This window comes from Pedobacter yonginensis (assembly GCF_003173595.1).
Classification (GTDB): Bacteria; Bacteroidota; Bacteroidia; order Sphingobacteriales; family Sphingobacteriaceae; genus Pedobacter; species Pedobacter yonginense.
Map to the genome: position 1 here is coordinate 724,520 of NZ_QGNZ01000003.1, position 12,463 is coordinate 736,982.

Annotated in this window: 10 protein-coding genes; 2 read left to right on the top strand and 8 right to left on the bottom strand. The window is 37.4% G+C overall.

The genetic code is table 11. From position 1 onward, the window contains the following. Positions 1–5: 5 nt before the first annotated feature. Positions 6–320, bottom strand: coding sequence for a hypothetical protein (locus DHW03_RS14760; RefSeq protein ID WP_109926581.1), 315 nt, complete (start codon positions 318–320; stop codon positions 6–8). A gap of 123 nt (positions 321–443) precedes the next feature. Between DHW03_RS14760 and DHW03_RS14765 the strand changes: the two genes are divergently transcribed. Next, the gene (locus DHW03_RS14765; RefSeq protein ID WP_109926582.1) at positions 444–689 is read left to right on the top strand and encodes a helix-turn-helix domain-containing protein; all 246 of its coding nucleotides are present in this window, start codon (positions 444–446) and stop codon (positions 687–689) included. Between the two features lie 10 nt (positions 690–699). Here DHW03_RS14765 and DHW03_RS14770 read toward each other — a convergent pair whose 3' ends face one another. Further along, positions 700–1,725, bottom strand: coding sequence for a LacI family DNA-binding transcriptional regulator (locus tag DHW03_RS14770; RefSeq protein ID WP_109926583.1), 1,026 nt, complete (start codon positions 1,723–1,725; stop codon positions 700–702). A gap of 682 nt (positions 1,726–2,407) precedes the next feature. On the opposite strand from DHW03_RS14770, the gene DHW03_RS14775 reads away from it, so the two are divergent. After that, a complete protein-coding gene (locus tag DHW03_RS14775; protein ID WP_029287690.1) occupies positions 2,408–2,884 on the top strand; it encodes an Lrp/AsnC ligand binding domain-containing protein in 477 nt (158 codons plus the stop codon). Between the two features lie 225 nt (positions 2,885–3,109). Here the strand turns inward: DHW03_RS14775 and feoB are convergent, their stop codons facing one another. From feoB to gcvH, 6 genes are all read right to left on the bottom strand, one after another. Then, positions 3,110–5,224: a ferrous iron transport protein B gene (gene feoB / locus DHW03_RS14780; RefSeq protein WP_165825430.1), complete on the bottom strand. Its 2,115-nt coding sequence runs from the start codon at positions 5,222–5,224 to the stop codon at positions 3,110–3,112. A 5-nt stretch (positions 5,225–5,229) separates the two neighbouring features. Then, positions 5,230–5,445 carry a FeoA family protein gene (locus DHW03_RS14785; protein WP_109926585.1) on the bottom strand — a complete coding sequence of 72 codons (216 nt, stop codon included), beginning with the start codon at positions 5,443–5,445 and terminating at the stop codon, positions 5,230–5,232. A gap of 167 nt (positions 5,446–5,612) precedes the next feature. After that, positions 5,613–8,384 (bottom strand): TonB-dependent receptor, encoded by a 2,772-nt coding sequence (locus DHW03_RS14790; RefSeq protein WP_109926586.1) that lies wholly within the window; start codon positions 8,382–8,384, stop codon positions 5,613–5,615. A gap of 165 nt (positions 8,385–8,549) precedes the next feature. After that, a complete protein-coding gene (locus tag DHW03_RS14795) occupies positions 8,550–11,336 on the bottom strand; it encodes an outer membrane beta-barrel family protein (protein WP_109926587.1) in 2,787 nt (928 codons plus the stop codon). A gap of 259 nt (positions 11,337–11,595) precedes the next feature. After that, the gene (locus DHW03_RS14800) at positions 11,596–11,994 is read right to left on the bottom strand and encodes a VanZ family protein (RefSeq protein WP_109926588.1); all 399 of its coding nucleotides are present in this window, start codon (positions 11,992–11,994) and stop codon (positions 11,596–11,598) included. Positions 11,995–12,006: 12 nt separating this feature from the next. Then, entirely contained in the window at positions 12,007–12,387 is a 381-nt protein-coding gene (gene gcvH, locus DHW03_RS14805) for a glycine cleavage system protein GcvH (RefSeq protein ID WP_109926589.1), read from the bottom strand. Positions 12,388–12,463 lie beyond the last annotated feature (76 nt).

Below are 12,463 nucleotides of genomic sequence, written 5' to 3' on the forward strand. Positions count from 1 at the left end.
AGGTTTTATTCTTTATGGTATTTAGTATAGGTTTCATAACTCAATTTAATTTGTTGATACTCATCTTTAATTTGAGTTTGCGGTATAGAGAAAGTTTTATCACTAACATTGAAAATGATTCTACCTGTATCTACACCAATAATTTTGGAGTAATACTGCTTGACTACTTTGAACTCTTCAGGCGAGATATTATCTGGTAATTTCTCATAAGTTTTTACCTCCTCTGACAGGGAGGGTTTGGAGTCTTTTTTACAGCTCCCCAAAGCGATGCAAGCAATACATGTAAAGAATGTTGCTTTTAATAAATTACGTATTATCATAATATTTTTTCTACAAAAAAACCAACTTTAAAAGTTATTTTTGACAATCCCTAGTTATCATTATTTAGTGATTAATGATACATATTTGAAGCTAAAAACACACTAAAATTAGCGCTCTTCACGATGTTAGATATAGGGATTACTTTGAGAAAACTTAGAGATAAGAATGGATATACGCAACAATATGTTGCAAATTATGTTGGAATTAGCAGGGTTGCTTACCGCAAATGGGAAAATAATGAGGTGGATTTCTCTGTTTCCCAGCTGGCTAGAATTGCAGAATTGTATTGTGTTGCACTCGAAGAAATAATAGAAATTTCAAGGCATTCTAAAAAATTAAAGGAAGCCCACACTCATCTGCACTTTTAATATATCAATACTATAATCTGTTTTTCCTTTCACTCGAACCCCTTACATTTAATACTGCGGGCAATACAATTTGCCTGTTAACAGTGGTTTTCGTAGATGCGTTCAACCTCGAAAGCAGAATCTTCATAATGTTCTCGGCAATGGCTTCTAAAGGTTGGGCAATGGCTGTGACTGGCGGGTCGCAAAACTCTAACAATTCAAAATCATCAAAAGAAACTACGGCCAAATCATCAAAAATTTGGAGGCCCATTTGTCTAAATGCTCTTAAACCATCCATGCAAATGTAGTTGGCGGCAAATATTATGGCGTCACATTGCTTTTCTTTAGATAGGAAATCTGTTACTTTCTGAATAGAATCTGAAGAGTTTTGATAAGGAATTTTTAGGGTAAGCATCTGTAGATTATTCTTGCTAATGGCAAGTTCGTATCCAGAAAGGCGATCGATCATCTGCTGTTGCTCCGTCTCGATCGTTACAAAAGCAATATTTTTGTAGCCATTATCGATTAAATGCTGAGTTGCCTTTTCGGTACTGCCTTGATTATCGATTATAACATAATCAGTTTTCAAATCTGGTACATAACGATCGAAAAGTACGACTGGAGCGTTTGTTTGTACCAATTTCTTAATCTCGTCTTCCAACCCTTCGGGCAAGGCCATAATGTAGCCGTCAACATGTCGATCTCTAAAAATCTGCAATAATTCAATGGCTTTTTGCGTGCTGTTTCGTGAACTGCTAAATAATATCTTATAGCCTTTTTCGGAGGCTTTTTCATCGATTAGACGGGCAATACCTGAAAAAAATGGCTCGGAAATATCGTCAACCAAAAATCCAATAATTTTTGTTTTGCCAGTACGTAAACTTTGTGCGAGCGAGTTGGGCTGATAATCCAGTTCTGCAACGAGATCCAAAACTCTTTTGATAGAGGCATCACTTATATTGTTCTCTTTAGCCTTACCATTTATTACAAATGATACGGTTGTAATGGACATATTGAGCTGATTAGCAATATCTTTTAGCAGAACTTTCTTCTTCATTAACTTCTTTATTCAATATATTTCTACTTTATGAACAGGGTAATATAATCAATTATTTTAGGGTTGAACTTAATTTATGGAAAGATTTGGAATTGTATTCGGATTGTTATTGATGAAATGAAAGAAAGTCCTTAAAAGAAAAAGAGCAACCCATCCGGGATTGCTCAATTAACTAACTTATTATTCATAAAAAATGCTGTTGGGGAAGGAGTCGAACCTTCAAGGGGTAGTTAGCTACAGTTCAAAAAATTAATTGTGGTCAACCCAATAAACTGCGTTTGTCCCATTATTCCCCACCACCGAGACAAGGAGGCGTGTCTGCCAGTTTCACCACCCAACATTGTAATTTCCGTCGCCTTGAGCCTATATCCTGTAAACGGATTGTTTAATTCTGACTCATGACTAAAGAAGCTGTAGGGGAAGGAGTCGAACCTTCAAGGAGTAGTTAGTACTGATTACTCAGTATTTTCCATATTCTCCGCCACCGAGACAAGGAGGTGTGTCTGCCTGTTTCACCACCCTACAGTATGTTTGGCAATTGTTAAAGAACGTTCCCTTTTTTGTTAATTGCTTGATACAAATGTAAAGGAACATCCAATACCTTGCAAATATTTTAAACATTTAATTTTATTTTTATAATATTGATAAATTATTGTAAATTTGCTTGTCATAATTCAAAAATATGCTTAAAAAAGACAATTCCAATTTAGAAATTGACAACCTAGATATCGATATATTAAAACAGTTGATGCAGGATGCCACAAAACCTTATACTGAAATTGCTAAAGATTTAATTGTTTCTGGCGGTACCATCCATGTTAGGATGAAAAAGCTACATGAAATGGGCATTATAAAAGGTTCGCATTTAATTATCGACCCACAAAAGGCGGGTTACGATATTTGTGCTTTCTTAGGGATTTACTTGGAAAAGGGAATCCAATATAAAGATGCTGTGGCACAGCTTAGCAAAATAAAAGAGGTTGTAGAGTTACATTATACCACTGGAGCGTACAGTATGTTTGCAAAGATTATTTGCAGAGATACCAATCATTTGCGCCATGTGTTGAATGAGGAAATCCAGGCAGTTAATGGAATACAACGTACAGAAACTTTAATTTCGTTGGAAGAAAGCATTAAGCGGCAGATTGAACTGGGTTAAAAGGAAGAATTAAATAACCATTACTGCCCAACTTTATGGTTTTGCGGCGGGTATTTGCCGCGGATATTTTTGCTGTTATTGCCCATTAGCCCTGATTGGAGTGTGCACGGAGCCAAAGCCATTCTGGCTGACGGCGCAGTAAAACGGAAAGCGGGACTATGCATTAATTTTATTACTGCAGTTGCGCTTCAAAAAATTAGCGCTTAGCGAAGAAGTATTTACAGCTTATTTTAGCAATTGATAGGCTATTAATGCTGCAACATAAGCCATTGCTGTCATGTAGCCCAATTGGATTGCGGGCCATTTCCATCCTTTGGTTTCGCGATACACAATGGCAACTGTACTCATACACTGCATGGCAAAGGCGTAAAATAGCATAAGCGATATGCCTGTAGCGAATGTATAAACGGGCAAACCATTTTTGCTGTTTACTGATGCCTCCATACGTTGCCTTATGGTTGCACTATCTGCATCGCCTCCATCTACACTGTAAATGGTTGCCATAGTGCCTACAAATGCTTCGCGAGCGGCAAAAGAGGTAATTAAGCCAATGCCAATTTTCCAGTCGTAACCCAACGGGCGAATGGCTGGCTCGATAAAATGGCCTAAAATACCCACGTAAGAGTTTTCTAACTTCTCTGTAGCCACCAGGGTTTTAATGTGATCGGTGTTTTTGCTGGTATCGGCTAAAGCGGAAGCATATTTTTGATCGATATTTTCGAAACGATTTCCAGGTCCGAATGAGGCTAAAACCCACAGAATGATAGAAATGGCTATGATTACTTTACCCGCTTCAAAAACAAAGGTTTTTGATTTTTCGTACATGGTAAAGAGCACGTTTTTCCATCGTGGCATGCGATAAATGGGCAATTCCATGATGAAGTAAGATTTCTCTTTGGTTTTGATGATGATTTTCATAACCCATGCCACTATAATTGCGGCTACAAAACTTACCAAATACATTACCATTAGGGCTAAGCCTTGTAAACTGATAATTCCAAAAATGGTTTTTGAAGGAATAATAATGGAAATTAGCAGGATGTAAACGGGCAAACGGGCAGAGCAACTGATTAAGGGCGTTACCATGATGGTAATCATTCGATCTTTCCAATTTTCGATGTTTCTTGCGGCCATGATTGAGGGAACTGCACAGGCCAAACCGCCAATCATGGGTACTACTGATTTACCATTTAAACCCACTTTACTCATGATTTTATCCATCATAAAAGTAACTCTAGACATGTACCCCGTATCTTCAAGAATGGAAATAAAGGCAAAGAGTATGGCGATTTGAGGGATAAATACGAAGATACCGCCTAAGCCTGCTACCACGCCATCCAAAATCAAATCACTCAACATGCCTGATGGCAGGTATTGATGCCCCATTGTGGTAATCCAGCCGAAAGTGCCTTCTATCCACTCCATTGGATAGGAAGACCAGGCAAAAATGGCATTGAAAATGACAAAAAGGATGAGTAGAAAAATAGCGAAGCCCCAAACTTTGTGTGTAAGAATGGCATCTAAACGATCGCTGAAAGAAAATTTTTGCGCGGTGCCTTTGTCGATAACCACGTCGGCTAAGATGGTGCTGAGGTGTTTATATCTGGCAATGGTTTCGGCAGCCTGAACTTTAGCCGATTCAAAATGGTGCTTTTGCTCTATTTGCTCTATTTCTGATTGATCTTGCTCGCTAAAGAAAGTTAAATGCTCGTGTTGATGTAAAACTTGAAGCGTATAGTAATCGTTTTCAGAATTGATTTTTTCTTTCAGCTCCTTAATGGCCTCTGGTGCCAAGAAGTTCACATCAACAGCACCTACTTGGGTGGCTATTTTATTGGTATTGGCTACGGCTTGTTTTAATTTATCTATACCAATATTGTTTCTTGCCGATATTGGGATAACCTGCACGCCTAACCTTTCGGCAAGTTTATTTACATGAATATAAATGCCTTGTTTATCAGACAGATCGGTCATGTTTAAAGCCAATACCATTGGAATGCCCAAATCTGCTACCTGAGAAAACAGAAGCATATTTCGCTTTAAGTTGGAAGCATCAACAATAAGAATGATTACATCTGGATAACTGCTATTTTCTCGATCGGCCAATACCTGAAATACGATGCTCTCATCTTTACTTTTTGGATATAAGCTGTATGTGCCGGGTAAATCGATAATTTCTACTTCTTTCCCGTCGGATAGTTTGGTGAATCCTGTTTTTTTATCTACGGTGATGCCAGGAAAATTTCCAATTTTCTGATTTAAACCAGTTAAGCGGTTAAACAGTGTAGATTTACCGGTATTGGGATTACCAACTAATGCAATTTTAATATCCAAAGCCAGCCTCTCTATTGTATGATAATAACCTCGGCCTCGCTTTTACGCAAACAAAGCTGATAACCTGCAACACGAATGGCCATTGGATCGCCAAATGGAGCAAAGCGCTCTACTTCTACAGTCTCACCCGGTAAACAGCCCATTTCCATTAACTTTACAGACATTTCTAAATCTGTAAAAGCTATGATTGTTCCTGTTTCGCCGACTTTTAAATGTGAAAGTTTCATCTGTTATTCTATTTTAATTGTCAGATGAGAACCTAAAAAATAAAATAACCTATTCTAATTTTGGGCTCTGCTCTTTAATTTGGCGCAAGTTACCCTTTCTTTAGATTTATTCCAAATAAGATGAACGGAAGTTCTAATCAAAAAAGTTTTGTTTGACTGTTTAATGATTAATTTCTTCTACCGCCGCCGCCAAAACCACCTCCACTTCTACCCTCACTATTTCTGCCTCTCCCTTCGCCGCCTTGAATTCTATTTTTACCACCCATCCTATTTAGGGAATAGGTGAATGAAAACATGAAATAACGTTTTAGAACGTTAAAGCTAACATCTTGAATGGTGTTGTTGTTTGCTGTACGGCTAACACCTTGATTTTCGTTTAAAACATCATTTACCGCAGCTTTAAATGTTCCCCTGTTTTTAAAAAACTGTTTGCTGATGTAGGAGTTGATGAGCGTGAAGTGAGTATCGAAACCTTCTCCTCTTCCTGTATTTTGATTATAGTCTGCATCGATAGACCATCTGATTTCCCCAGGAAATAAATAGCTTACGCTAACATTTGGGCTGAACGTATAATAACGTGTATTCGAATTTGGTTGTACCGAATAGGTTGCTCTGTTAACGGACCCATTTACGCCTGCTGTTAAATCTAGTCTATCCAGATTTGAAACTAAGCGATAGCCATTACCGATGGACCAGCTGTTGGTTACATTTCTTAAAGAATTGGTAAAGTTAACGTCTCTATCGTAACTGCTGGCAATGTTAATGTGAAAGTTAAGTTTATTTTCGGGCATTAATGGCAAACTTAATGCAGAACTTATTGAGCCAGAATACACTCCATTTACGTTAACAGGCAACACGGCCAATTTACCTTGATTCACTCCACTTTCTATGAGGCTACTGCTGTTGGCAATTCGGTTTGTGGTTTGTGTTAAGTTTAGGTTGATGAACAAAGAGCGGTTTTTACCCACCGTAAAAGTGTTGTAGGCAATTCTGATGTTATTGTTAAACTCAGGCTTTAAATCTGGGTTACCAATGGGTATGCTTTGTGTGTTGGTATTATTTGGAATAGGTTGTAGCTGTTGTATAGTAGGTTGGTTGGTACTGCCACGATAATTAAATACCAAACGCTTGCTATTGCTAAAAGTATACCGAAACATTGCAGAAGGCGTGTAATTGAATACGTTTTGTTTAAGCACGAAACCGCGAGAAATGTTGTTATTGGTTCGATCTGTATTTTGCACCCCCATGCCAACATTCCAATTGTACTTTTGAGCGTTGGCATTAAAGCTAAAACCTAAATTATTGGTCAAAATGGTATTTTCGTAAGCATTGCTAAAGGTTTGATCGAGCAAATCGTACTGTAATGTTGCCGGGTTATAATTGTATGTAAATCTATCAGACGTGTTGTGATTATATCCATTTTGGTAATTAAATTCCAGATTGTAAATTTTAGATAAAGGCTCGGTGTAAACCAGTCTGGTGCTTTGATTTAATGATTCGCTTGCCTGATCGTTAAACTGATTGGTTAGTCTTGCAGTAGATACACCTCCTTCAACTCGGGTTTCAGGATTTATATTGTAATTATCGGAATCATTATTATTGATATTGGTGTTTAGGTTTAAAGAGAGCGTTCTGCCTCGTCGCCTAAATTTTTTCCGTAAAAGAATGTTATTGCTGATGGATGGTGCTGTGTTGTGGTTGGTTAAAGTTTGCGTTCCGTTAATTCTGTAAAGATTGTAATCTCTGGTATAAATGCTGTTGTTTATGCTTTCATTATCGGTATAACTCAAGTTTGGCTGGATGCGCAGGGAGGTGAGTGAATCAATTTTAGTATCGACCATGAAATTCAAACGATGATTCAATCGATCGGCATTATTGATTTGCTGATTGTTGAAAATTGTTTTGGTATCGCCCAATAAATTCTGTGTTACGCTATTTCTTAAAATCAGGTTATCTGATTTGTTGAAGAAATAACTCATGTTGATTTCAGTCTCATCCTTATATGTGTCAGCATAATTGAAACCGCCAGCATTGGTTTCAGTAATACCCCCTCTGCCCCCATTGTTTCCGCCGTTGCCGCCTCCTAAACCACCGCCAAAGTTTTGCTTATTTACATTATTAAACTGTGCAATTACACTTAATTTTTGATCTTGATCGAAGTGATTCACATTTGCATTTACGTCATATCGATGATCTGATCCATAGCCAATTGTCGAATTTCCGAAATAACCATTCTTTTTATCCTTTTTTGTGGTGATATTGATGATTTTGGTTCTCGTACCATCGTCTATCCCCGTAAATTGTGCTTGATCTGAAAGCTCATCGATAATCTGAATTTTATCAATCATATCTGCCGGAAGATTTTTCGTAGCCAACAAAGGGTCGTTTCCAAAAAATTCCTTTCCATCTACCTTAACTTTTGTAATGGTTTCGCCTTGCGCTTTAACCGTTCCGGCCTTATCCACCTCAACGCCTGGTAATTTCTTTAGCAAATCTTCCACAACAGCATTTTCAACCACTTTGAATGAACTTGCATTAAACTCTAAGGTATCTTTTTTAACAACAATGGGCGGAATTTCGGCTTTAATATCCACCGTTTGAAGGTCAATCGCATTGCCTTCTAAAACGATATCGCCAAGATTGACATCCGTTTTATCTGCTGAGATGGTGAAATCTTTAGTCGAATTTTTTAGACCCAAAAAAGCAGCGTACAATCTATAATTACCTGGTTGAAGATTTTTGAAAGCAAATTTTCCATCAGTTGCAGTTGTGCTGACACCAATTACACTAGAATCTTTTAAGCTTTTTACTGCAATTGATGCATAATCAATAGGGGCCTTATCTTTCGTTTGGATGATTCTACCCGCAACTGTACCTGTTTTTTGAGCGTATGCAATTGATGAAATCAACAGGAGAAAGAGCGTAAAAAATTTATTCATTCGGCAGGGATGTGATTTGTGCTTTTAAGACGTTATTAAGTAGCAAAGGTTTATTTGATTAAGGTAACAATTGAAATACATAAAATGTCAACAAGACAATTAAAATAGACTTCAAAAAAAAGGCTCGTAAAACACGAGCCTTAGTAAAAAATTAAAAACAAGATCTTACATTCTTATGCGTTGACCGCCACCTTGTCCAGGCATCTGCATGTCGCCACTCATGGTTCTGCCGCCAATTCGGGTTAACGAATACGTGAATGATAACATATAGTAGCGTTTTAAAACGTTGTAATTTAAATCGGTAATGGATGTACCTGTAGCGGTTCGGCTAACACCTGTGTTTTGATTTAATGCATCATTTACAGAGAATTTAAATGTACCGCGGTTATTGAAGAATTGACGACTAACATAAGGGTTTAGAATGGTGTATTCTTGATTGTATAAATCACCTCCACCAAAGTTTCTAAAATAATCAATGTCCATTGCCAATCTAATTTTTCCTGGAAGCACATAACTTACATCAAAACTTGGGTTAACGGTATAAAATTGAGTATTTGATGTGGGTTGTGCCGAGAAAGTTGAGTGTGTGTAACTTCCGGTTATTCCGCCTGTTAAATCAAATTTATCTACGTTGGTTACCAGCTTGTAACCGTTGGAAATGGTATAGCTATTGGTCACGTTTTTTAATCCGGTAATCAAATTGACGTTTCGGTTGTAATTTCCACCACCAGAAATATTTAGGGTTAATTTGCGTTCAGCAACCAATGGAAGTGATAAATTGGCATTTGCATCTGCTGCAAAAACTCCATCAACATTTACATAACTGCTGGATTGCCTTCCAAAATTTGTACTGGCTGGGTCCGTAATCAAAGCTACGCTATTGGCAATACTATTTATGGTTTGTGTTAAGTTGGCGCGTACAAAGAAGAAACGACCGCTTGCAATGTTAAAGTTGTTAAAATTAATTCTTAATGAGTTGGTAAAAGATGGTCTCAAGTTCGGATTACCAATAAAAACGGCTTGACTGTTTGTGTTATCCGGAACAGGCTGAATTTGTTCTATAGATGGTTGATTAGTTGATCCACGATAGTTGATGAACAATCTTTTGCTGTTGCTGAAGTTATATCTAAACTGTGCCGATGGCGTAATATTGATGAAGTTTTGAGAAAACTTTACCCCCGTACTTAAATTTGTATTTACCCTGTTGGTTTGCTGTGCGGCTACTCCAATATTCCAGTTGTATTTCTTTTCTGTTTTGGTGAAGCTAATTCCAGCTGCATTGGTTAGGGTGCGGTTGTTGTAAATATTTGAGTAGGTGTTATCTACCAAATCATAACTCAAAGTAGCTGGGTTATAGTTAAACACATCGCGTTGAGAATCGTTGTTAGAATATCCATTTTGGTAGTTAAACTCTACGCTTAAGGTTTTATTTAATGGCTCGGTGTAAACAACCCTAGTAGTATTGTTTACCGCCTGGCTATTGGTATTGTTTAATTGATCGGTAATTTTCTTAGTAGTGACGCCATTAATGGTATTGTTATCCTCAATATAATTAAAGTTAGAACCATCATTATCGTTAATGTTCGTGCTTACGTTTAGCGATAAAGTTCTGCCACGGCGTTTAAAGGTTTTTCTAACCAGTAAGTTATTGCTTATCGTTGGGGTAGAAGAGTTAGTATTATTCCTTTGGGTACCGTTTGTTAGGGAGCTTACATAATCACGGTTGTACTGAGTGATGCTGTTTCCATCGTTTTCGGTATAGGTTACATTCGGTTGAATTTTAATAGATAGTGATGGGTCTATCTTCGTATCGACTATGAAATTGAAACGATGGTTGTTTTTATTGGTGGTGCTGTTTAAAACTTGGTTAATGTTTGTGGTATTATTTCCTAAAAGATTCTGAATAGTAGAGGTTTGACTGTTTATTACAGCTGCATTATTAAAGAAATAACTGGCTTGAAATTGAGTTCCATCTTTATACACATCGGCAAAGTTTAAACCTGCCGCGTTTGTTGTGGTAATTCCGCCACCTGAGCTCGTTCCGCCGCCAAAACCACCGCGACCACCGCCGCCGCCAAAACCATTACCCAAACCGCCGCCACCGCCGAAGTTTTGTTTGTTTACATTATTAAACTGCCCAACAAAACTCAGTTGCTGATCTTCATCAAATTTATTAACATTCAAATTTGCATCGTAACGATCATTGGAGCCATAACCCACCGTACTGTTTCCAAAATAGCCATGTTTCATGCCGCTTTTGGTTGTAATGTTTAAGATTTTATTTCTCGTTCCATCATCAATACCGGTAAATTGCGCCTGTTCAGAAAGTTCATCAATCACCTGAATTTTATCGACCATATCAGCAGGTAAATTTTTCGTTGCCAATAATGGATCGTTCCCGAAGAATTCTTTACCATCCACCTTAACTTTCGTTATGGTTTCACCTTGGGCTTTAATACTTCCGTCTTTGGCTACCTCTACTCCTGGTACTTTTTTCAATAAATCTTCAACTACGGCATTCTCTCTTACTTTGATAGACTTTGCATCAAACTCAATGGTATCTTTCTTAACCACGATTGGAATGGCTGCCGTAACGTTTACGGTATTCAAATCTACGCCATCATCGCCCATTGCAATATCTCCGGTATTTACAGCAGCCTTTGCCACATCAATATCTTTGGTTGCTGTTTTTAAACCCAAAAAAGCTGCATAAACTCTGTATTTTCCTGCGGGAATATTCTTGAAAGAAAATGTACCATCTGGATTTGATTGACCTGATGCAACAACGCTGCTATCTTTTAAACTTTTGATTGCTATTGTAGCAAAATCTACTGGCTTTTTATCCTTAGCATTAATCACTTTTCCACTTACTGAACCTGTGTTTTGGGCTTGTGCAATATACCCACAAAATATAAGAACAATTAGTATTGCCCTTTGAACGTTCCTTTTCATTAAAAAAATTTAGATTGATAATTACAAAACTAAGCTATCAGACTACGAGAAAGTTCAAAGGTTTGTTAAGATGTGTTAAAAGCTTGGTAACATTTTAGGTACAGCCAATAACACGTGGATAAAAAGCAATAAAAAGGGCAGATTTAAATGTTATTTGTGCGGGCTTGGATAGGTTTTGTAATAAACCTTTGGGCAATTGCAGTTTTTTTTGAAGATACTGCAACCAGTGAAGCTTAAAGCGACTATTATACAAATTAAACTAGCTCTTTTTTTCATTATAATTCATTTTATGCAACAAAACATAGCTGAAAACGGCCATACAGGCACCCAACATATCGCAACCAAAATCCCACCACTCTGCAGAACGATAGGTGAATACTTTCCATTGTAACAATTCTATGCCTCCGCCGATTGCCACATTGATTAAGAGTATTTTAAATATGGTTAGTGTTCTAAATCCAAAGCTGTGTTGGTAGTTTATCTTGCCGTAGAACAGTAAAACAGAGAGTACAAAAAAGAAACCCATATGGGTCATTTTATCGAAACCTTCGAAGAAGAATCCTCCGCCTTGGGCTTCGGGCATTCTCATGTTGCAAAGCACTAAAATTATTGCAGTCCAAAAAATGGCCCATTTTTGATGTTTTAATGCTTTGAACACGAATATTATAGATTAAGCGCCAACTAGGGCTTGATATGCATCAGCAGAAAGTAAAGCATCTACCGCAGCAGCATCTGATAATGAAATTTTAACCATCCAACCTTTACCATAAGGATCAGAGTTTACCAACTCTGGGTTATCGTTTAACTCGGCATTAACCTCTAAAACAGTTCCAGCTACAGGCATGAACAAATCAGAAACTGTTTTAACCGCTTCTACTGTACCAAATACTTCTTCTGAAGCAACCTCAGAGCCAACGCTGTTGATGTCAACATAAACGATATCGCCCAATTCGCGTTGTGCAAAATCTGTAATCCCAATATAAGCCTCGTTACCTTCAACCTTAACCCATTCGTGGTCTTTGGTATATTTTAATTCTGATGGAAAATTCATGTGTTTTAAAATTAGTTTTTCCAAAGTTAATTATAATGTTCTAATGTTAAAACGTTATTCCATCATTCTACAACTT